Annotated in this window: 19 protein-coding genes; 4 read left to right on the forward strand and 15 right to left on the reverse strand. The window is 63.4% G+C overall.

Features of this window, described 5'->3' with window-relative positions; genetic code table 11:
• Positions 1-92: 92 nt before the first annotated feature.
• Positions 93-242, reverse strand: a complete 150-nt coding sequence (locus tag G3N95_RS23250; protein WP_205972422.1) for a hypothetical protein — start codon at positions 240-242, stop codon at positions 93-95.
• 160 nt (positions 243-402) lie between these two features.
• Positions 403-1,635 carry an outer membrane protein assembly factor BamC gene (gene bamC / locus G3N95_RS23255; protein ID WP_205972423.1) on the reverse strand — a complete coding sequence of 411 codons (1,233 nt, stop codon included), beginning with the start codon at positions 1,633-1,635 and terminating at the stop codon, positions 403-405.
• Positions 1,636-2,158: 523 nt separating this feature from the next.
• On the opposite strand from bamC, the gene G3N95_RS23260 reads away from it, so the two are divergent.
• A complete protein-coding gene (locus G3N95_RS23260; protein ID WP_205972424.1) occupies positions 2,159-2,638 on the forward strand; it encodes a DUF2844 domain-containing protein in 480 nt (159 codons plus the stop codon).
• Between the two features lie 61 nt (positions 2,639-2,699).
• Entirely contained in the window at positions 2,700-3,968 is a 1,269-nt protein-coding gene (locus G3N95_RS23265) for a DUF3443 domain-containing protein (protein ID WP_241018846.1), read from the forward strand.
• Between the two features lie 93 nt (positions 3,969-4,061).
• Here G3N95_RS23265 and G3N95_RS23270 read toward each other — a convergent pair whose 3' ends face one another.
• The 6 genes from G3N95_RS23270 to G3N95_RS23295 form a co-directional block, all read right to left on the reverse strand.
• Complete coding sequence (locus G3N95_RS23270) at positions 4,062-6,143, reverse strand: YadA-like family protein (protein WP_241018847.1); 2,082 nt, start codon at positions 6,141-6,143, stop codon at positions 4,062-4,064.
• A 514-nt stretch (positions 6,144-6,657) separates the two neighbouring features.
• Positions 6,658-6,888, reverse strand: a complete 231-nt coding sequence (locus G3N95_RS23275) for a hypothetical protein (RefSeq protein ID WP_205972427.1) — start codon at positions 6,886-6,888, stop codon at positions 6,658-6,660.
• Between the two features lie 124 nt (positions 6,889-7,012).
• A complete protein-coding gene (locus tag G3N95_RS23280) occupies positions 7,013-7,426 on the reverse strand; it encodes a hypothetical protein (protein ID WP_346778393.1) in 414 nt (137 codons plus the stop codon).
• A 167-nt stretch (positions 7,427-7,593) separates the two neighbouring features.
• Positions 7,594-8,361 (reverse strand): amino acid ABC transporter ATP-binding protein, encoded by a 768-nt coding sequence (locus G3N95_RS23285; protein ID WP_205972429.1) that lies wholly within the window; start codon positions 8,359-8,361, stop codon positions 7,594-7,596.
• 3 nt (positions 8,362-8,364) lie between these two features.
• Positions 8,365-9,042, reverse strand: coding sequence for an ABC transporter permease subunit (locus tag G3N95_RS23290; RefSeq protein ID WP_205972430.1), 678 nt, complete (start codon positions 9,040-9,042; stop codon positions 8,365-8,367).
• A 21-nt stretch (positions 9,043-9,063) separates the two neighbouring features.
• Complete coding sequence (locus tag G3N95_RS23295; RefSeq protein ID WP_205972431.1) at positions 9,064-9,846, reverse strand: amino acid ABC transporter substrate-binding protein; 783 nt, start codon at positions 9,844-9,846, stop codon at positions 9,064-9,066.
• Positions 9,847-10,052: 206 nt separating this feature from the next.
• Here G3N95_RS23295 and G3N95_RS23300 point away from each other — a divergent pair, with 206 nt between their 5' ends.
• Positions 10,053-10,652: a hypothetical protein gene (locus G3N95_RS23300; RefSeq protein WP_205972432.1), complete on the forward strand. Its 600-nt coding sequence runs from the start codon at positions 10,053-10,055 to the stop codon at positions 10,650-10,652.
• Between the two features lie 449 nt (positions 10,653-11,101).
• Here the strand turns inward: G3N95_RS23300 and hydA are convergent, their stop codons facing one another.
• The 5 genes from hydA to G3N95_RS23325 form a co-directional block, all read right to left on the reverse strand.
• The gene (hydA, locus tag G3N95_RS23305) at positions 11,102-12,553 is read right to left on the reverse strand and encodes a dihydropyrimidinase (protein ID WP_205972433.1); all 1,452 of its coding nucleotides are present in this window, start codon (positions 12,551-12,553) and stop codon (positions 11,102-11,104) included.
• Between the two features lie 33 nt (positions 12,554-12,586).
• Positions 12,587-14,098, reverse strand: coding sequence for an NCS1 family nucleobase:cation symporter-1 (locus G3N95_RS23310; protein ID WP_205972434.1), 1,512 nt, complete (start codon positions 14,096-14,098; stop codon positions 12,587-12,589).
• A gap of 59 nt (positions 14,099-14,157) precedes the next feature.
• The gene (gene preA / locus G3N95_RS23315; protein ID WP_205972435.1) at positions 14,158-15,468 is read right to left on the reverse strand and encodes an NAD-dependent dihydropyrimidine dehydrogenase subunit PreA; all 1,311 of its coding nucleotides are present in this window, start codon (positions 15,466-15,468) and stop codon (positions 14,158-14,160) included.
• Positions 15,469-15,519: 51 nt separating this feature from the next.
• Positions 15,520-16,869: an NAD(P)-dependent oxidoreductase gene (locus G3N95_RS23320; RefSeq protein ID WP_205972436.1), complete on the reverse strand. Its 1,350-nt coding sequence runs from the start codon at positions 16,867-16,869 to the stop codon at positions 15,520-15,522.
• Positions 16,870-16,984: 115 nt separating this feature from the next.
• Positions 16,985-18,262: a Zn-dependent hydrolase gene (locus G3N95_RS23325; protein WP_205972437.1), complete on the reverse strand. Its 1,278-nt coding sequence runs from the start codon at positions 18,260-18,262 to the stop codon at positions 16,985-16,987.
• 404 nt (positions 18,263-18,666) lie between these two features.
• Between G3N95_RS23325 and G3N95_RS23330 the strand changes: the two genes are divergently transcribed.
• The gene (locus G3N95_RS23330; protein ID WP_205972438.1) at positions 18,667-19,365 is read left to right on the forward strand and encodes a TetR/AcrR family transcriptional regulator; all 699 of its coding nucleotides are present in this window, start codon (positions 18,667-18,669) and stop codon (positions 19,363-19,365) included.
• A 19-nt stretch (positions 19,366-19,384) separates the two neighbouring features.
• Here G3N95_RS23330 and boxA read toward each other — a convergent pair whose 3' ends face one another.
• Complete coding sequence (gene boxA / locus G3N95_RS23335; protein WP_205972439.1) at positions 19,385-20,635, reverse strand: benzoyl-CoA 2,3-epoxidase subunit BoxA; 1,251 nt, start codon at positions 20,633-20,635, stop codon at positions 19,385-19,387.
• A gap of 44 nt (positions 20,636-20,679) precedes the next feature.
• Positions 20,680-22,107, reverse strand: a complete 1,428-nt coding sequence (gene boxB / locus G3N95_RS23340) for a benzoyl-CoA 2,3-epoxidase subunit BoxB (RefSeq protein ID WP_205972440.1) — start codon at positions 22,105-22,107, stop codon at positions 20,680-20,682.
• Positions 22,108-22,112: the final 5 nt, after the last annotated feature.

Consider the following 22,112-nt stretch of genomic DNA (forward strand, 5'->3'; position numbering starts at 1 on the left):
AGATTTCTCGCCACGACGCATGGCGGACGTTACGCCGTCACATCACGTGGAGCGCGGGCAGCGGCGGATCGACGGTCCGGCCCATACCGCGATCATCTGAACTTGTGCGGGCCGTGTTGACTTCGCCGGACGCGCGGCACGACACGACGCCCCGACTCACCGAACGACAGCATCGCGCCGCACATCACGGCAAGCACGATCAGACTTACAACCCACATCCAGTACGGTATGACGTCGAACATGGCCGGTCTCCTCGCGATGGCTGGCTGTCCGATGTACCAGCAAGACCCGTGCACGCGCGCTTCCCACCTTGGCCCGATTTGCAGGCAACAAAAAACCCGCGTGACCGATCCGTCACGCGGGTTTTTTCAGATGGCTGCGCAAGAAGCGCGGCCGTGACTATCAGTGCAGTTGATCGACCATCAGCGACATGATCTGCTTCGCCTGCGACGACGCATCGATATCGCCCTTGTCGTCGACGACAGCAACACGCGTCTGATTCGGCGTCACCGCGCGAACATTCACGCGATATTGCTTGGCAACCTTTTCCTTGCGGCCGTGGAACACCTGGCTCCAGAAGCCCTGCTCCGCCGACGTCATGTCCTTCGGATCGACATAGCGCACGAAGTAGAGGCCGCGCGTGCGATCGCGATCGTCGACGGTAAAGTTGCTGCGATCGAGCGCCAGACCGACGCGCAGCCACGCGCGGTCATACGGCTCGCCCAGCGTCAGTTCAGTGGACGACAACTGCGCCGAGGTCTCCGTCGCTGCCGACGATGGATCGCGGGTAGGCGTTTGCGCGGCCAGCGCGACGTTCTGCGCAGCCGTAGCAGCCGCCGCCGACTTGGCGCCCGCAGCCGCGTTCGGCGCCGTTTGCGACCCGGCGGGCGACACAGGCGCGACGGCTGCCGCATTGGCGGTGCGCGTGCCCGTATCGTTCTTGGCCAGCGTCGCCATCAGACGCTTCAGGTATTCGGTTTCGAGCGCGGGGTCGTTCGGCTTCGGTTCCCACTTGCTCGTGTCGTTGTTCGTGCCGCTGAGCGCTTCGCGCAAACCCTTCTGGCTGATGAACACGTACGTGCCGCCGTTCGGCGCCGCTTCGAGACGCGTACGGTATTTGTTGCGTTCGGCCGTCACGTACGAGTTGCCCATCGCCTTCGACAGCGTGCTGCGGATCAGGCCGTCGTTGATGGACGGATGCGTTTCGTTCCAGTCCGTCTCCATCACGCCCTTGTCGCGCTGGTCGACGACGAGCAGAAAGCCTTGCTCCTGCCAGAAACGGCGGATTTGCGGCCACGCCTGATCGGGATTCTGGTTGTCGAGCACCAGCCAGCTTTCCGTGCCGTCGCGCTGGATATGCATGCCGCTGACGACGGGCGCGACGGCTGCCGTGGCCGGCGCCTCGCTTTGCACCTGCTGCAGCGTGGACAACGACGTCTGACCGCTTTGCGGCGGCAGCGAACGCTGGTCCGCGGTTTCCTCCATCATGTTCGGCGGAACAGCGAGTGACACTTCCTTCGATTTCGAGTCGCTCTTGTAGTCGATTTTGGTCGGCGACGACGTGCCGCAGCCGGCGACCAGACCGCCTGCCATCAGCAATGCTGCAAACCGCTTGGTGAGACGAAGTTCAGTCATGTTCTGGGAATCCTTCCGCTACGCCACGGCAAGTCCGTGGACTAACCCATCATTTTACCGGCCCGGCGACGCGAAGTGCAAAAAGCAGGCGTTACCTTGCCTTCTCGCGAAGTCGATCGCGGCCAGATTGCGGCCCGGCCTGATCGTGGCCCGGCCTGATCGTGGCCCGGCCTGATTGCGTCGATCGGCGTCTCGCCGCCTGAGTTCGAATGGCGAACTTCGGCGCGCGCCGGCCCCGCGACGCAAAAACCGCCCGCATCATCTCACAATGAATCGGCACGCCGGCATTTCAGCCCATCTGACCGCCAGAGATTTAACGATTCGCCACAGTTTCCCGATTGTCCGCATGGGCCATTACCCCGCATTTAATCCCTTGATTTTATTGTACAAAGCCGCGAGAACGGGTTCGGCTCTTTTGAGATAGATACCTGCTCTGTGCGTCTAGTCGAATCGTGTCTGAAAACCCCGGTGATATCTTGAAAAAACGATCTCAAAAACGTTCGAGGCCCTCGGGAGACGCAGCATGACACGCATCGACACGCATCGCGCAATCGTAATCGCCGCTTCGGCCGCGTTCGTGTTGTGCTCGAATACGCTGACTACACGCGATGCGCGTGCCGAACTCGGCGGCACGATGACCGCGCTGCAAACCAATGACAACTGCCCACAGCGCGCGGTGCCGGGCAGCGCGGTCCGGGTAAGGTCGACCGTCGATGCCGGCGGCACGACCATCAACGAATACGCTACCTGCGGCGGGCTCGTCTTCGCCTACACATGGCAAGGTCCGACCATGCCGGACCTCACGCGATTGCTGGGGCCGTATGCGGAGCGGTATCGAGCGAAAGCGGCGACGCAACTCGGCGCATTTGGCTATCTTCACGCCTCACGCGTCGAACAGCCGGACGTCGTCGTCGAGTCGGGCGGACAGATGCGCAGCTATGTGGGTCGCGCCTGGCTGCCCGCTGCCGTTCCGAGCGGCTTTTCGCTCGCCGATCTGCGCTGACGTGAGCGTCACGATGACCAAGGCTCCGACATACGCAGCCCGATTGGCGCGGGACACGCTCATGGCGCTCGCTGTGCTCTTTGCGCTGATGGGCTGCGGCGGCGGTGGCAGTTCAGGCACACCGAACAGCGCCGGGAATTCAGCCCCGACCACGCCCGCATCACCGGCTGCCAGCGGCACGCTCACGGCCAGCGCGCCCGTGGCTGACAGCGCACCCAGTGCGACGGTGCCGCAATCGACTGTCCCCAATGTTCATCCGGTTGTCGTCGCCTCGACGCCCACGCAGACCCGCAACATGCTCACGACGAGCGTCACGGTCTGCGCGCCCGGCTCCACCAATTGCGTGACGATCGATAACGTGCAGGTCGACACGGGTTCGCAGGGCTTGCGCGTGCTCGCATCGCAGCTGCCCGCGAGCCTCGCGCTGCCAGCCGTCTCCGCCGTCACACCGGCGGGAACGACGAGCACAATCAGCGCGGAATGCAGCGTGTTCGGTACCGGATTCACATGGGGCGCGGTGCGCACCGCCGATGTCCGCATGGCCGGCCAGCTCGCCGCCGGCATTTCAATCCAGGTAATCGGCGATCCCGCCACCCCCAACGTCCCCGCCGACTGCGCCGCGTCGGGCCTGCCGATGATGACGCCCAGCGCGCTACGCGTGAACGGCATTCTCGGCATCGGCCTGTTCTCCGCCGATTGCGGCGGCGCCTGTATCACGTCGGCCGTGCCCCGCTGGTACTACGCGTGCGACGGGACGGGCGCGTGCGCGTCGACCACCCAGCCGCTCGGACAACAGGTCACCAATCCCGTCAGCCGGTTTGCGCTCGACAACAACGGCGTCGTGATCGACCTGCCCGCCGTCGGACCAAACGGCGCTGCGGCCGTCAATGGATCGATGATCTTCGGCATCGGCACGCAGGCCAACAACACGCTCGGCAATGTGACCGTACTGAAAACCAACAGCATCACGGGCTACGTGACGACCGCTCTCAACGGGCAACCGAACTCGCAGAGCTTTATCGATAGCGGATCGAATGGCCTGTTTTTCCCGAGCACGACACTCGCGCGTTGCGGTTTCTGGTGGTGCCCCACGTCGACGCAAACGCTGACGGCGACGCTAACGGGAACCGATGGTGCATCGGCATCGTCGGCTTTCTCGATCGCGAATGCGCAGACACTGTTCGCCACACAGAACTACGCGTTCGACAACCTTGGTGGGCCTTCGAGTGCGTTCGACTGGGGACTGCCATTCTTCTTCGGCCGCCGCGTCTACACTGCGATCGAATCCCGGTTGACGTCCGCTGGCCGCGGGCCGTATTACGCGTTTTGAGCATGCGTCGAAATTAACGCGCACGTTCCGATCGGCCTTCCTACGTAAGCGGGCGTGCCGCCTCGAAACACCACGCCCGCTTTCAGGCCAGGATCAGTTGCCGAGCACGATACCGATCCCGGCGCGCACAATCGTGCTGTTGCTTCCCGAGGACGCTACGCCCGCGTTGAGATTGATCGTCCCTTTTTCATTCCAGCGCGACACGCCCAGGCCGAATGCGGCCTGTCCACGGTAGCCGGCAACGCCGGCGTTGAGTGTCGTACGTCCCGGCAAATAGGGGGTGACGATCTGCAACGCCGAAGCGGACGCGATGCCCTTGCTGGTGCTTCTGTCGAGATCATGAATCGACCGGTAGGTTTGATCGACGGCGGCATTCAGCTGGTTCAGGTTGACGGCATCCGTACCGCGAGTGCCCGGCGCAACGTTGACGATCTGCCGCTCACTGCCCGCCTGACCGACCGACACGGTATTCGCCCGATCCGCGACCGAGCCCGCGCCTAACGCGACCGCCCCGCTGGCAAGCGCCTGGCTGCCCGCGCCGAATGCCGACGCATTGGCGCCGTTCGCGGCAGCCTGCGCGCCGATGGCTGTCGCTGCCACCGCGTTGGCCTGCGCGCCGCCGCCGAGCGCCGTCGCCCGATCGCCGTTTGCGACTGAGGCCGGACCGACTGCAGTCGCGTGCGTACCCGTTGCGGACGCCGCTTCCGCCGTGGCGTCTCCATTCGCGCTCAGGAACGGCGAGGATCCACTCAGAATCTGCGCATTAGCGACCTGATTGATCGCATCGTTCAATTGCCCGACATTGACTGCGTCGCTCGCCAACACACCATTGGCAAGATTGTGGATCGTCGTGCCGCCCGCCACGCCCTGCCCCAAGGTCACGCTCGAGTAGTCGACCTGTCCACTCGCACTGTCATACACCACCGCACTCGCCACGTGGCCATTGCCGTCGACCAGTCCGGCCTGCTTCAGTTGCGCGACGTTGACGGCGTCGGTGTCCGCCGTGCCTGCGGCGACATGCGTGATTTGCCTTTCGCTACCCGCCGAGCCGACCGATACCGAATTGGCGCGATCGGCCACCGCGTTGGCACCGAGCGCGACCGAATTCGAAAATGCAGCTTGCGCGCCGCCGCCGATCGCAACGGAATCCGTGCCCGTGGCGAGCGAATCGGCAAGCGTCGAATTGGCATGGAAGAAGCGCGGCTCGATACCGTTGTTGATCACATTGCCGAGCGCGACGTTGAGGTCGTTGATCGCGCTGGTGTTGCCCGTCACCCGGACGTCGAGATTACCGAGCGCGTCGCCAACGTTGCGAAACACGCTGCCGCCCACCCGATAGCTCGGCGGAACCACCGAGCCGTCCGTCGCGACCGACGCGCCGCCGCCGAGCGCCGATGCCACGCTCGTGCCCAGTCCGTGTAACTGGCTGCCATTGATCGCGTCATGGCTGGCCGCATCGACGACGCCATTCGCCACGTTGCCGAGTTGCACGGGCGCACCCGCTGCCGCGCCGCCCAACGTCACGCTGTCGTGTGCCGGAGAGTCGTACATCACCGCATCGGCCAGCCCGGAAGTCACGGCGCCACGCAATTGGCCGACGTTGACCGCGTCGGTGTCGGCCGTTCCCGCCGCGACGTTGATGATCTGGCGCTGCAGCGTCGCGTTGCCGACCGACACTGTGTTCGCCCGGTCGGCGTATGCGTTCGCGCCCAACGCGACTGCGCCATTCGCGAACACCTGACTGCCGGAACCTAGCGCCAGCCCGTCCACGCCGGCCGTGCCCGTGTATGCATCGGCCCCGATGGCCAGGGAACGCTGGCCGCCCGCCATCGCCCGCGAGCCGAGCGAAAGCGAATCCGCCCCGTCCGAAGACGCCATGTAACCGATCGACACCGCCCGGTCCGCATTGAAACCCGTCGACGCGCCGTAGCCGATCACCGTCGATCTGATGGCCAATGCCGCGGTACGCGCGCCTACCGCCGTCGATCCTATGCGCGCTGCGCCGGCGCCCGCCCCGACTGAGAGTGCGTCGTTGCCCGACGCGTTCGCGGACGGCCCGATGGCCATCGTGTTCAGTTCGTTCGAAACCTCGGTCGGCGCCCCCGTCATCACGTTAGTGCTCACCGCGATGTAGTCGGTGACGGAGGCTGCGAGCACGGCCGGTGACCAGGCCATGGCACCGACACTCACGGCGACGGCCACGCCGACGCAGCCACCCTGCGTTGGCCGCCAGTCCGGGCGACCATACAACCAAAATGCCCGCTCACGCTTCACACGCATTCCGCTCTGCAAATTGCTCATCGAAAACCTTGATACGAGAAACCACTTCTCTCCCCAAAACGCAGCACCACCCGGTTCCCGGCGCCACTGTTTCGGATACCGAATCATTGTGGACACGGTATTCGATGAGCGACGGCGCCTACGCCCCGCAGGGATGCCTCCTACGTACCGTCACTTCTTCGATGTCGGTTACGACAGGCAAATCCTACGGAGACGATGCAGCCGTCAATACAAGAAAACTCCCAAAGTCTGGATCGTTTGATTTGCGAATGCGACACGGTAGGCACGTCGACACGCAGCGTCGTGCGAAGAGAAAACGGCCGGGAGCAAACGCGCGATACGGGCGCACGTGCACCGACGAACGGTGATCACCGGCAGCGCGCCACGGCTGCCTGGTGATGGCGCAGGGCTATGCTCCGCCGCCGGCGAGGACCTGTTCGAGCGCCATCGAACGCGCGGCCTCCTCGGCTTCTTCGGGGGTATCGAACACACTGCCGGACACGTGGACCTGATGCCACTCCGGCTTGTCGGCGGCATTGCGGAAAATGCGAAAGCGCGCGCAGTAGCCGCGCGGCGTGACGGGGACCACGTCGATATCGACGGATGCACCTTCGATCTGATGTCTGACGAAGCCGTCCATGCTGCCCTCCTGACCTCTGCCTTGCACGCAGAAATCCTAGCATGGGGGTTCGAGGACTGCCGGTGCGATGCAGCATCCCCGCTGCACTAGCGCATCAACGCCGCGCGCAGCGGCGCCGCTCAGATCACTCGTCGGACGGGGCTTCGTCGGCCTTCGGGGCGTCCTTCACGAGGCGCGAGGGCGCGAGCCAACGGAAACCGGTCTGGCCGTTCGCGTCGTACGTGCACTCGGCTGCCGCGGCCACCACGGTCTTGTGCGGCCGGGACTTTTCGATCGCGGCGGTGACGGGCGCAAGCAGGCCCGCTTCGATGATGTTGGTATTGGGCGCCTTGGCGACGGCCGCTTCGGAAGCGGTTTGCGGATGCTCCAGCGTGCCTTCGACGACGACGCGGCTGCCGTGGATCGACGTGCCGGTGTGAACCACCTTCAGCGTGTCTTCGCCGGAGAGTTCCTTCGCCGACTCCCGCATCGTCTGCTCGCATGCGCCCGGATTCTTGTACATGGCCGCGCATCCCGCGGACAAGGCGGCGGCGAGCATGCAACATGCGATAACAGGAGTGCGGGTCTTCATCGATGTTCCGGAATTCAGGGCGACGGCCATTGTAGCCTGGCTCGCAGTCGCGAGCATGAAGCGCCGGCCGCCCTCAACAGGCAAAGGGCGCCCGCGGGCGCCCTCGAAGCAGTTCATGTGCGGCCGGAGCGCGCTCAGTCTTCCCAGCTATCCGGCAAGCTTTGCGTGAGCGTGGACACGAAGGTCGCCGTTTCAGGCTGCTGTGGCTGCGTGAAGATGTCGCGCGAACGGCCCTGCTCGACGATCGAGCCGTTGCTCAGAAACACCACATTGCGAGCGATCGACGCCGCGAGCCGCAGGTCGTGCGTCGCCATCAGCATCGTCATGCCTTCTTTCGCGAGCTGGCGCAGCACTTCCACCACTTCGGCGGCAAGGCCGGGATCGAGCGCCGACGTCGGTTCGTCGCACAGCAGCACTTCCGGCGAAGGCGCGAGCGCTCGCGCAATGGCGACGCGCTGCTGCTGCCCGCCCGACAACGTGACGGGCCACGCATCGGCCTTGTGCGCGATGCCGACTTTCTCCAGCAGCTCGAGCGCACGCACGCGGGCCCGTTCGCGCTCCCACCTCTGCACGGTGATGAGCCCTTCCATCACGTTCTCGATCACCGTGCGATGCGGGAACAGCTGGAAGTTCTGGAACACCATGCCCGTGCGGCGGCGAATCGCGAGCACGGCTTCCTTCGACGGCTTCTCCGTGCGGCTGAAGCGGATGCCCTGATCGCCGAGTTCGAGCGATCCGGCCTCCGGAATTTCAAGCAGGTTCACGCAACGCAGCAGCGTGCTTTTGCCGCTGCCCGACGGTCCGATCAGCGCGGTCACGTTGCCCTGTTCGAGCCTGAGATCCACGCTGTTCAGCACGCGATGATCGCCGAAATACTTTTCGATTTTTTCGAGGCGGATCATCGCTCAGTTACCCGACGTGAAAAGCGCGTGACGCCCGAAGCGGCGTTCGAGGCGCACCTGCGCGGACGACAGTACCGAGCTGAACACGAGATAGATCAGCGCGGCTTCCGTATAGAGAATCAGCGGCTCGTAGGTCACCGACGCAATGCGCTGCGCGGCCTGGAAAATCTCCGGCACCGTCAGCACGGCGGCAAGCGACGTATCCTTCACGAGCGCGATGAACGAGTTCGACAGCGGCGGCAACGCGACGCGTGCCGCCTGCGGCAGGATCGCGCGGCGCAGCGCCTGCGCGCGCGTCATGCCCATCGAGTACGCGGCTTCCCACTGTCCTTTCGGAATCGACTCGATCACCCCGCGTATCACTTCGGAGTTGTACGCGCCGACGTTCAGCGAGAAGCCGATGATCGCAGCCGTCAGCGGATCGAGCACGATCCCGACATTCGGCAGACCATAGAAGATCACGAACAACTGGACCAGCAGTGGCGAGCCGCGAAACAGCCACACATAGAAGCGCACGATCGCGACCGACCAGTTCGGCCCGAACAGCCGGATCAGGGCGACGATGAACGCGAGCGCGATCCCGATCGCAAACGACACGAGCGTCAACGGCACGGTGAACACGAGGCCCGCGTAAAGCAGCGGCCACAGTGATTCACCCATCAGATGCAACCAGGCAGGCATGATTCAGGCTCGCCCTCGTGCTTACTTCGAAACGTCTTTGCCGAAGTACTTTTCGGAGATTTTCGCGTACGTGCCGTCGACCTTGATCTCTGCCAGCGCCTTGTTGATGGCGGCCTGCAGTTCGGGGTTGCCCTTGCGGATCAGCACGGCCGAGTGATCGGAGCTATCCGATGCCGTGTCGACTGCGGCGATCTTTACCTTCGCGTCCGGCTTGTGCTTCTTGAAGTCGAGGAACGACAGCGAGTCGTTGACCGTCGCGTCGACGCGGCCCGACGTCAGCAGGTCGATCGATTCGTTGAAGCCCTGCACGGGCACCACTTCCGCGCCGTGCGCGGCCGCGATCTTGCCGAAGTTGCTGGTCAGCGTGTTGGCCGACTTCTTGCCCTTCAGGTCATCGAAACCCTTGATCGCGCTGTTGTCCGAGCGCACGATCAGTGCCGCGTGCGACACGATGTACGGCTCCGAGAAGTCGTACTTCTGCTTGCGCGCGTCGGTGACGGCGACTTCGTTGATCACGGCGTCGTAGCGGTTCGCATCGAGACCGGCGATCAGACCGTCCCATTTGCCTTCGATGAACTCGGCCTTGACGCCCAGCTTCTGCGCAATCGCACGGCCGATCTCGACGTCGAAGCCCGTCAGCTGGTTCGACGCATCGTGGTACGTGAACGGCGCGTACGTGCCTTCCGTGCCGATCTTGAGGGCGCCGGCGGACTTGATCTTCGCCAGGTCGTCGGCGGCGAACGCGGCCGTGGCCGTCGCGACCTGCAGCAGGCCGATCAGCAGAAGGGATCGAATCGACTTCATAGAGGTGGGCTCCGAGTTTCGTTATGTTGTTGACCGGCTGCGCGGCCGGTGTCCCACGGACTGGCGCGTCCTGGTGTCTCGCGGACTGCGCGTCCGGTTGCGTGGCGGACTGTAGCAAACAGGCCTTATTTCCACAACGCATTTCAAGCTTTATGAATATGCTGCGGCGGAATATGGCGGGGCGAAATACGTAAGTATACGGGGTTGTGGGCGGGGGCGCTTTTCGTTGTTGTTTTGGTTTTTTTTGCTGGCGGCGCCTTTCCTGGTTCAGGCTTTTGCGCTGGCATCCGCGCTATGTCTTTGGTTTGCGGCGGCGCCTCTCCTGGTTCGGGCGTTTGCGCTGGCATCCGTGCTATGTCTTTGGTTTGCTGGCGGCGCCTTTCCTGGCTCAGGCTTTTGCGCTGGCATCCGTGCTATGTCTTTGGTTTGCTGGCGGCGCCTTTCCTGGTTCAGGCTTTTGCGCTGGCATCCGTGCTATGTCTTTGGTTTGCTGGCGGCGCCTTTCCTGGTTCAGGCTTTTGCGCTGGCATCCGCGCTATGTCTTTGGTTTGCTGGTGTTGCCCCTGTGCGGGGCGGCACTTACTTTCTTTGCCGCCGCAAAGAAAGTAAGCAAAGAAAGCGGGCTAACCCCGCCAGTGCTAGTGATTGCCTGCGGGCCCCCGTCAGTTCCTACGCTTCATGCGCCAACGCGTTTGTTTGCGCCCGTTGCCAGCGTGCTAGCTGCACGCATCACCCGCTTCACATTGCCGTATCACGGCCTGCGTTACCAGATGGCCACCGCCGCCCAGGTGGCAAACTGTGTGTAGGCAGTCTCGACGTAGATGCTCCACTCCGGACTGAAAAGCGGATCGGTGTCGTAGGATCGCCAACGCATATGGTGCAGCAACCTACACACCGTTTGCCACCTGGGCGGCGCCGACGGGTCGCTGCCGCTGGCTGCGCTACGGGTGACTGGAGTGGGTGATGCGCCGGTTCGAGGCGCTGGCAACGGGCGCAAAACAAAGTGTTGCCGTGTGGAGTGCGGGACCCGTTGAGGGCCCGCAGGCAGGAACCAGCACTGGCGGTGTGAGCCCGCTTTCTTTGCTTACTTTCTTTGCGGCGGCAAAGAAAGTAAGTGCCGCCCCGCACAGGGGCAACGCCAGCAAACCAGAAGCAAATCGCGGATGCCAGCGCCGGAAATCGCGGATGCCAGCGAACAAAAGGCGCCCGCCAGCAAAAAAAACCAAACCGGCGACTGCGTCGCAGACAAAAAACGTCAACGCTCAACAGGCCGCGGCTCCCTAAGCCGATTAACGACCCTCACAGCGTCGTAATAAGCTGCATTGGGCGGACGCTTCAAATACTGCCCCGCGCCGCGCTGCGCGCGAAGATCGCCATCAGCCCACACATGCGCGCCGCGCGCAAATGTATGCACAGCCACGCCCTGCACCGTCATCCCTTCGAACACATTGAAGTCGACTTTCTGATGATGCGTCTTCACGGAAATGGTCTTCGTCGCAGCCGGATCCCAGATCACAAGATCTGCATCCGCGCCGACCTGCACCGCCCCCTTCCGCGGATAAAGATTGAAAATCTGAGCAGCATTCGCCGAAGTAATGCGCACAAACTCGTTCGGCGTAATGCGCCCTTGATTTACGCCCTCGTGCCACAACACCGACATCCGGTCTTCAACCCCACCGCATCCGTTCGGAATCTTCGTGAAGTCCTCACGTCCCATCGCCTTCTGCGATGCACAGAACACACAATGATCGGTGGCCGTCGTGTGCAACTGGCCCGCCTGCAAGCCGCGCCACAACGCCTCGCGATGCTCGCTCGTGCGAAACGGCGGGCTCATCACGTGCGCAGCGGCACGCGCCCAGTCGGGATCGCGATACACGCTTTCATCGATCACCAGATGCCCCGGCAGCACTTCGCCAAATACACGCTGTCCTTCATTGCGTGCACGTGAAATCGCTTCGACGGCCTCCCGCGACGACACATGCACGATGTACACAGGCACACCCAACACCTGTGCAATGCGGATCGCCCGATTCGCAGCCTCGCCTTCGACTTCGGGCGGACGCGACAACGGATGCGCCTCCGGTCCCTTGAAGCCCTTCGCCAACAGCTGCTTCTGCAACTGGAATACGAGTTCGCCGTTCTCCGCGTGCACGGTCGGCAGCGCGCCGAGCTCGAGCGAACGCGAGAAGCTGTTCACGAGCACTTCGTCGTCGGCCATGATCGCGTTCTTGTAGGCCATGAAGTGCTTGAAGCTCGACACGCCATGCTCATGCACGAGCGTCCCCATGTCGCGATACACGGATTCGTCCCACCACGTCACGGCCACGTGAAAGCCGTAATCGGCCGATGCCTTCTCGGCCCAGCCGCGCCACTCCTTGAACGCATCCATCAGCGGCTGCTTCGGACTCGGTATCACGAAGTCGATGATGCTCGTCGTGCCGCCCGACAGCCCCGCCGCCGTGCCCGTGTAGAAGTCGTCGCTCGCCGTCGTACCCATGAACGGCAGTTCCATGTGCGTGTGCGGATCGATGCCGCCCGGCATCACGTACTGATCGTGTGCGTCCACGATGTGCGCGCCCGCGGGCGGATCGATCGTGCGATCGACCTGCAGGATCGTACCGCCGTCCTGCGGGTCCGCAATCAACACGTCGGCTCTATGCGTGCGGTCCGCATCGATCACCGTGCCGCCGCGAATAAGAGTTGTCATCGCTTGCCTCCTCCGTCAAACGTCGAAATCAGATCACGCACTCGCCATGCTGGCGCCGGGACTGCGGCGCAGCTTCATCCACGTGCCGTACACGATGGATGCCAACGCCAACCCGACGAACCACGCATACGTATAGAGCGTATTGAAGATCGCGGGCACGTTCGGAAACGACGCGGGAAACGCGGTATGCAAAAAGCCGGGCAGATTCGGCAGCACGCCGATCACCAGCGCGACGACAGCGGCCATGTTCCAGCCGCCCGTGTAGCTGTATTCGCCGTGCTCGTCGAAGAGTTCGTGCTGGTCGAGCCGCGTGCCGCGAATGAAGAAGTAGTCGACCATCAGGATGCCCGCGACAGGTCCGAGCAGCGCCGAGTAACCGACGAGCCACGTGAAGATGTAGCCTTGCGTGGTCGCGAGAATCTTCCACGGCATCATCACGATCGCGATGGTCGCCGTAATCAGACCGCCCGTGCGATACGAAATACCCTTCGGCCAGAGACTCGAAAAGTCGTACGCGGGACCGACCAGATTCGCCGCGAGGTTGCAGCACATCGTATCGAGCGTGAGGATGATGAGCGCAACGCCGACGCCGATGCCCGTCATGCGGCTCGTCAGATCGATCGGGTCCCAGATCGCCTTGCCGTAGATCACGACCGTCGCCGACGTGACGACCACGGAGATCACCGAGAGCAACGCCATCGGCACGGGCAAGCCGATCGACTGCCCGACGATCTGATCGCGCTGCGTCCTCGCGAAGCGCGTGAAGTCGGGGATATTCAAAGCAAGCGTCGCCCAGAAGCCGACCATCGCCGTGAGCCCAGGCCAGAACGTGAGCCAGAACAAGCCTTCCTTCTTGCCGCCCGGCGCGAACTGCGAAGGCGCCGAGAGCATCGAGCCGACGCCGCCCGCCTTCGACGTCGCCCACCACACGAGCGCGATGCACATCACCACCTTGATCGGCGCGGACCAGCTTTCGAGCCAGCGGATCGAATCCGTGCCGTGCACGATGAAGTAGATCTGCAACGCCCAGAACGCAAGAAAGCACGCGAGCTGCCCGACCGAAATGTCGAGAAACGGCAGCGCCGCGCCGTGCAGCGCATTGCCCGTCAGAATATTGAGCAGCGTATAGATCGCGCTGCCGCCGAGCCACGTCTGAATCCCATACCAACCGCACGCGACGATCGCGCGCAACATCGCGGGCAATTTCGCGCCCTGCGTGCCGAATGACGAACGCACCAGCACCGCGTACGGTATGCCGTGCTTCGCGCCCGCATGGCCGATCAGCAGCATCGGCACCAGCACGATCAGATTGCCGAGCAACACCGTCAACACCGCCTGCCACGGCGACATGCCCTCTTCCGTCAGCCCGGCCGCGAGCATGTAAGAGGCGATGTTCATCACCATGCCGACCCACAGCGCGGCGAAGTGATACCACTTCCACGTGCGCTGCGCCGGACCCGTCGGCGCGAGGTCGTCGTTATAGAGACTGCTGCCGTGCGCGCCGGACGCGTGCGACGCGTCGGCGGATTGCGCTGTCTGCTTCATCGATGAATCTCCACTTGACCGCTTGTTGACTGTGGGTGCTTTTTCAGACCGTTGTATCTTCAGGCTGCTTTGGCAGGGTGCCGTGCATCTGCCGTTTCAGGTGCATCCGCCACGACACGTGCCGGATTGTTCGGATGCGTGGTCCAGTTCGCGTACTCGCCGCTATCGACGCGCTCCATCGTGATGCATTGCTCGACGGGACACACATGCATGCAAAGATTGCACCCGACGCATTCCGCATCGATCACTTCGAAATGACGCTTGCCGTCCTTCTCGCGCGTGATGGCCTGATGCGATGTGTCCTCACAGGCGATATGGCAAAGGCCGCATTGAATGCACTTGTCCTGATCGATGCGCGCCTTGATGTCGTACTTCAGGTTCAGGTATTTCCAGTCGGTCACGTTCGGCACGGCACGGCCACGAATATCGTCGAGCGTGGCGTAGCCCTTTTCGTCCATCCAGTTCGACAGACCGTCCGCCAGATCGGACACGATGCGAAAGCCGTAGTGCATCGCCGCCGTGCACACCTGCACGCTGCCCGCGCCGAGCACCATGAATTCGGCGGCATCGCGCCACGACGAAATGCCGCCGATGCCGGAGATCGGCAGCCCCGGCGTTTCCGGATCGCGCGCGATTTCAGCCACCATGTTCAGCGCGATCGGCTTCACTGCGGGACCGCAGTAGCCACCATGCGTGCCCTTGCCGTCGACGGTCGGCATCGGCGCCATCTGATCGAGATCGACGGCGACGATCGAGTTGATCGTGTTGATCAGCGATACGCCGTCCGCACCGCCCTTATATGCGGCGCGCGATCCCATACGGATGTCGCTGATGTTCGGCGTGAGCTTCACGAGGCACGGCAGCCTGGTACCTTCCTTCACCCAGCGCGTGACCATCTCGACGTATTCCGGCACCTGGCCGACAGCCGAGCCCATACCGCGCTCGCTCATGCCATGCGGACAACCGAAGTTCAGTTCGACGGCATCGGCGCCCGTGTCTTCGACCAGCGGCAGGATCCATTTCCAGTCGCGTTCGTTGCACGGCACCATCAGCGATACGATCAGCGCACGATCGGGCCAGTCGCGCTTGACCTGGGCGATCTCGCGCAGATTGACGTCGAGCGGCCGGTCGGTGATCAGTTCAATATTGTTCAACCCCGCGATGCGCTGACCGTTCCATTGCACCGCGCCGTAACGCGAACTGACGTTGACCACATGCGGATCGAGCCCGAGCGTCTTCCACACGACACCGCCCCAGCCCGCTTCGAACGCGCGGTTCACGTTATAGGCTTTGTCGGTGGGCGGCGCGGACGCGAGCCAGAAAGGATTCGGCGACGTGATGCCGGCAATCGTGCAGCGTAGATCGGCCATGTTCGGCTCCGTGGGGTTCGGTTTTATCTTTTGCTATCGGACTGGCGCGTGTCAGGCGGCTTTCACCGCGGCCAGCGCAAACGCCGCGTCGATCGATGCCGCCGCGAGCTTGCCGTCCTGCACCGCTTGCACCGTCAGGTCGATACCGCCCGACGCCGCGCAATCGCCGCCCGCCCACACGTTGTCGAGCGTGGTGCGCATGTCCGCGTCGACTGCGATGCGGTGTTGATCGAGCGCCAACAGTGCGTGATCGAGCCCGACGGCGACCAGCGTCTGGCCGATGGCCTTGAGCACCATGTCGGCTTCGAGCGTGAAGCGCTCCGTACCGCCATCGCTCGCGGTCCGTTCGAATTCGACTGCGGTCACCATGCCGTCGCCGCCCATCAATCGCACGGGCTTCGCATGCGTGACGAGCGTCACGCCCTGCGTCTGCGCGAACTCGCGCTCGGCCCAGGTCGCACTCATCGATTCGACGCCGCGCCGGTACACCATCGTGACGCTCGTCGCGCCGAGCTTGCGGCTTTGCACTGCCGCATCGACGGCCGTATTGCCGCCGCCGATCACGACCACGCGTCGCCCGACAGGCACGCTCGCAAGGTCTTGTGCCTCGCGCACCTGCTCGATGAAATCGACCGCATTCATCACGCCGCTCAACGCTTCCCCTTCGAGTTCGAGCGCGCGCACGCCCGTCAGACCGATCGCGAGAAATACGGCATCGTGCTGCTGCCGCAGCGCATCGAGCGTCACGTCTCGGCCCAGCGCAATACCTGTTTTCAGTTCGATCCCGCCCACCGACAGCAGCCATTTCACTTCGCGCTGCGCGAAGTCGTCGACCGTTTTGTACGCGGCGATGCCGTATTCGTTGAGTCCGCCGCCCTTGTCGCGTGCGTCGTAAATCGTCACACGATGCCCCGCCGCTGCCAGGCGATGCGCACAGGCGAGTCCCGCCGGTCCCGCGCCGACGACGGCCACATGACGTCCGCTATCGGGCGCCCGCTGCCACTGCACGGCGTCGTGCGCCATCGCCCAATCCGTCGCATGACGCTGCAACGCGCCGATCGCGACGGGCTTCGCATCCTGATGATTCCGCACGCATGCCCCTTCGCAAAGAATCTCCGTCGGACACACACGCGAGCACATGCCGCCCAATGGATTCGCAGACAGAATGTCGGTCGCGGCGCCCTTCAGATTGCCGTTGCCGATCTTGCGGATGAAGCTGGGAATGTCGATTTGCGTGGGACATGCCTGCACGCAAGGCGCGTCGTAGCAGTAGTGACAGCGGCTCGCGGCCGCGGCAGCCGCCGTGGGATCGAGCAGCGGCGCGATGTCGGCGAACTCGCAGGAAAGCTGATCGGGCGACAGGCGGTGCGCCGCGATATCGCCTGTTTGCTTGATGGCCATATACGTTCCTTCGACAAGGTGAGGACGTAGCCGTGCCTGCCGGCTTCGCTGGAACGAAGCCGGGACGGCGTGTTGTATGGATACAGCGTTGAAGCCTTAAAGCGTCATCGATTGCTTACGATGCAGGTTCGCAGGCGCGCTCTAGCATCGCGTGCAGCAACACGTTCGCGCCCGCCTCGATCCATTCCGGCGTCGCGTCTTCGATTTCGTTGTGACTGATGCCGTCCACGCATGGCACGAACACCATCGATGTCGGCGCGACTTGCGACAGATAGCATGCGTCATGACCCGCGCCCGACACCATGTCGCGATGCGCGTAGCCGAAACGCTCGGCCGCTGCGCGTACGGACTTCACGCACGCTGCGTCGAACTTGACGGGCGCGTAGTAAAAGATCTGTTCGAGCTGTGTTTCGAGGCCGATGCCGCCCGCGATCTTCATGACGCCCTCGCGCAACGCGGCATCCATCTTCGCGAGCACGGCATCGTCGGGATGACGGAAATCGACGGTGAAGAACACGCGGCCCGGAATCACGTTGCGCGAGTTCGGATGCACCTGCATCATGCCGACCGTCGCGCACGCAAGCGGCGCATGATCGAGGCCGATGCGGTTCACGAGATCGACGACGCGCGCCGCGCCGAGCAACGCGTCCTTGCGGCGCGGCATCGGTGTCGGACCCGCATGTGCTTCCTGACCCGTCAGCGTGATTTCGTACCAGCGCTGCCCCTGTGCATCCGTGACGACGCCGATCGTCTTGTTCTCGGCTTCGAGTATCGGCCCCTGTTCGATGTGCAATTCGAACGCCGCATGCAGTGGACGGCCGCCGCATTGCACGTCGCCCGCATAGCCGATGCGCTTCAGTTCTTCGCCGATCGTCTTGCCGTCCACATCTTTGCGCGAGAGCCCGTAGTCGAGCGTGAAGACGCCTGCGAACACGCCCGATGCCACCATCGCTGGCGCAAAGCGAGAGCCTTCCTCGTTGGTCCAGATTACGACTTCGATGGGATGCCCGGTTTCGATGTTGCGGTCATTGAGGCTGCGGATCACTTCGAGGCCGCCCAGCACGCCGTAGATACCGTCGAAGCGGCCGCCCGTCGGCTGCGAGTCCGCGTGCGAGCCCGTCATCACGGGCAACGCATTCGGGTTCGTGCCCGCGCGCCGCATGAACACATTGCCCATCTGATCGACGCTCACCGTGCAGCCTGCGTCCTTCGCCCAGCCGACGATCAGATCGCGCCCCTCCTTGTCGAGATCGGTCAGTGCGAGACGGCAGACACCGCCCTTCTGCGTCGCACCGATCTTCGCCATCGTCATCAGGCTGTCCCACAGGCGCTTGCCGTTGACGGTGATCGACGTATCGAGTCCTTGTTTCAACGCTTCGGATACCGCATTCATTCGTCTTGCTCCTCTGGATCAACACGCTTTGCAGTTCAAGCGCGAGCGGCGCAACAGGCGTCAGGTCTCTCGCGACGAAGTGAAACTGGTGCATCGGATTCGCTTTGGGGCACCGTTGCACGCGCGGCGTGCACGCTTCGATTTGCGCTCCCGTCGCGGTAAACCCTGGGCCGCGCGCATATCGCGAATCCTGTCCGACTGGACAGGTTGTAGCCGACTAAAATCTTTAAATCAATGTCTTTTGTGCGGGCTGGTACAGATCGCAGAGAGAGCGAGAAGCATGCCATTGCGATGCAGCATCGCCCGATGCGTGCAGAAACATGCGGCACACGGTTCCGCGCCGATCGCGACGCGAGCGGCTAGAATGAAGCGCGACGCGGCACAGAGGCCGCGCGAGGCCAACGATGAGACACGACAAGCCAGTGGAAGAAGCGGCAGTGAGCGACACGAATACCGACGACGCGCCCGCACCTTTGCGGCGGCGCAAGGCTCACATCCGCGAGAGCAACGAAGCGCATCTGCTCGCGTGCGCGGAGGCCGTTTTTGCGGAGCGCGGCTTCGAAGGCGCGAGCACGGCGATGATCGCGGAACGCGCGGGCTTACCGAAAGCCAACGTCCATTACTACTTCCCGACGAAGCTCGCGCTCTATCGCCGTGTGCTCGAAGATCTGTTCGAAGACTGGCACCGCGCGGCCAATACGTTCGAAGGCAGCGACGACCCGGTCGCGGCGATCGGCGGCTATGTGCGCGCGAAGATGGAACTGTCGCGGCGGCGGCCGCTCGGCTCGAAGGTGTGGGCGAACGAGATCATCCACGGCGCGGAGCACATGGCCGACATTCTCGAACAACGCGTGAAGCCGTGGCTCGATACGCGCGTGACCGTCATCGACGACTGGATCGCGCGCGGACTGCTTGCGGACGTCGATGCAAAAACGCTGCTGTACATGATCTGGGCAACGACGCAGCACTACGCGGATTTCGACGCGCAGATACGGGCACTGGGCGGCAAACGGGCATTGTCACAGAAGGCCTTCGACGCAACGACGGACCAGGTCGTGCAACTCGTGATTCGCGCATGCGGGGCGAAGTCGCCTGCTGCGTAGACGTGACGCCCGCACGCGTTCAGTACGTTTCCAGATGCAGACGCCCTTCGCGCTTGAGCTTTTGCCATAGCACGTCCCATTCGAGGCCGTGCTGATCGGCGATGTCCTTGAGCGACTGCAATACACCGTCCTCCATGCCCTTCAACCCGCACACGTAGATATACGTGCTGTCGTCGCGAAGCAGTTGCGCGACATCGACGGCACGCGCGCGCATGGCATCCTGCACGTAGCGCTTCGGCTCGCCCGGCGTGCGTGAAAACGCAAGGTTCGTGTCGATGAAGTCTTTCGGCAGATTCGTCAGCGGACCGAAGTACGGTAGCTCGGCTTTCGTGCGCGCGCCGAAGAACAACATCAGCTTGCCCGTGGCGCCCTTGAGCCTGCGCCGGCGGCGATACTCGGTCATCGCGCGCATCGGCGCGGACCCCGTGCCCGTGCAGATCATCAGCAGATGCGAATTCGGATGATTCGGCATCAGGAACGTGCTGCCGAACGGGCCGATCACGTTGACCACGTCGCCCTTCTTCAGATCGCACAGATAGTTCGAGCACACGCCGTTCGCCGCGTTGCCGTGATAGTCCTCCGTGACGCGCTTCACGGTCAGCGACACGTTGTTGTAGCCGGGCCGCTCGCCGTCGCGCGGACTGGCGATCGAATACTGGCGCGCGTGATGGGCGCGGCCATCGGCGCCGCTGCCTGGCGGCAGAATGCCGATCGACTGGCCTTCCAGCACGGGAAACGGCATCGATCCGAAATCGAGCACGATGTGATGGATATCGCTCGCCGTCCCCTCGTCCGTCAGCCGGTAGTTGCCGACGACCGTCGCCATCGTCGGGTTCTTGTGGGTGTAGAGATTCACATACGGGCGCGCCGCGGACCACGGCGGCACCACCGCGCCGCGCACCGTGTCGACTTCGATGCCTTGCGCTTCATCGGTGCTGTCGCTGCCGGCGGGTGTCGCGTTGCCCGCGGGCTCGGGCGTCGCGGGCAATGCCATCGTGCCCTGCTCGGGCAGCACGTCCCACGTGTACTGCTCGTCGATACTCCATGCGTCGGCCTTCAGCACCGTGCGCCAGTTGTCGATTGCGCCTGTCGGGCACGGCGGTACGCACGCCATGCAGCCGTTGCAGACGTCCGGCATCACGACGTAGTTCGTGCCGTCGTGCGTAATCGCATCGATCGGGCAGGTCTCTTCGCAGGTGTTGCAGCGAATACAGATCTCCGGATCGATCAGATGCTGCTTGAGTACTTCGACCGATACAGGCGCGTTCATGAATGTCTCCTGCCTCTGCTTTTCCTTGCCGTCGCGCTTGATGTCTAGTTGAAGCGCACGTATTCGAAATCGACGGGCTGACGGTTGATGCCCATCGCGGGCGGCGCGATCCAGTTAGCGAACTTGCCGGCCTCGACCACGCGGCCCATCAGCGACGCCACGTACGCGCGGTCTTCCGGCGTCGGCAGCCACTTCGCTTCGTTCGCGGCCCACTCTGCTTCGTCGATCACCCGGCCGTCGGGCGACACACGCGTGCCCGCGAAAGTGCCGATCTGCCGGTTGAACGCCTTGTGCGGCACGGTCAGACGGAAATCGATGCCGGCCTTCTCCAGCACCTTGTTCCAGCGCCCGACGCCCGCAACGGAATCCTTGATGTAATCGTCGCGCAGCACTTCGTTCATCGCATTGAGCATGGGCACTTCGCGTTCGACCAGCTTGCCGTCCGCGACATCGAGCAGCTTGTAGCTTTGCCCGTTCAACTGATGATCGTCGTCGCGCTTCGTTTCCTCATAGCGGCCCTTGAGACCGGAGTTGTAGAACGTCGCCGCATTCGACGACTGGTCCGCGCCGAACAGGTCGATCGTCACCGAATAGTGGAAGTTCAGATAGCGCTGAATGGTCGGCAGATCGATCACGCCTGCCGCGCGGATCCTGCTCACGTCGTCCGTCTTCAGTTCGTTCATCACTTGCGCGGTGCGCTGCACGACGCGCGACACACCGGACTCGCCGACGAACATGTGATGTGCTTCTTCCGTCAGCATGAACTTTGTTGTACGCGCGAGCGGATCGAACCCGGACTCGGCGAGTGCGCTCAACTGGAACTTGCCGTCACGATCGGTGAAATACGTGAACATGTAGAACGCTAGCCAGTCAGGCGTCTTCTCGTTGAACGCGCCGAGAATGCGCGGATTGTCGTCGTCGCCGGAGCGGCGGCCGAGCAGCGCTTCCGCTTCTTCGCGCCCGTCCCGGCCGAAGTAACGATGCAGCAGATAGACCATCGCCCACAGGTGCCGCCCTTCTTCGACGTTCACCTGGAACAGGTTGCGCAGGTCGTACATCGACGGCGCGGTCAGTCCCAGATGACGCTGCTGCTCGACGGAAGCCGGCTCGGTATCGCCTTGCGTGACGATGATGCGGCGCAGATTCGCGCGATGCTCGCCGGGCACATCCTGCCACGCCGCTTCGCCCTTGTGCTCGCCGAAGTGGATCTTGCGATCCTGATCGCCCGGCGTCAGAAAGATGCCCCAGCGATAGTCAGGCATCTTCACGTAGTCGAAATGCGCCCAGCCGCCGGGATCGACGCTCGTCGCGGTGCGCAGGTACACGTCGTAGTTGTGCGAGCCGTCGGGGCCCATGTCGCCCCACCACGACAGGAAGTTCGGCTGCCATTGTTCGAGCGCGCGTTGCAGCGTGCGGTCGTCGGCGAGGTTGACGTTGTTCGGGATCTTGTCGCTGTAGTTGATCGTGGACATGTCGG

The sequence above is a fragment of the Paraburkholderia sp. Tr-20389 genome (assembly GCF_017104565.1).
Lineage (GTDB): Bacteria > Pseudomonadota > Gammaproteobacteria > Burkholderiales > Burkholderiaceae > Paraburkholderia.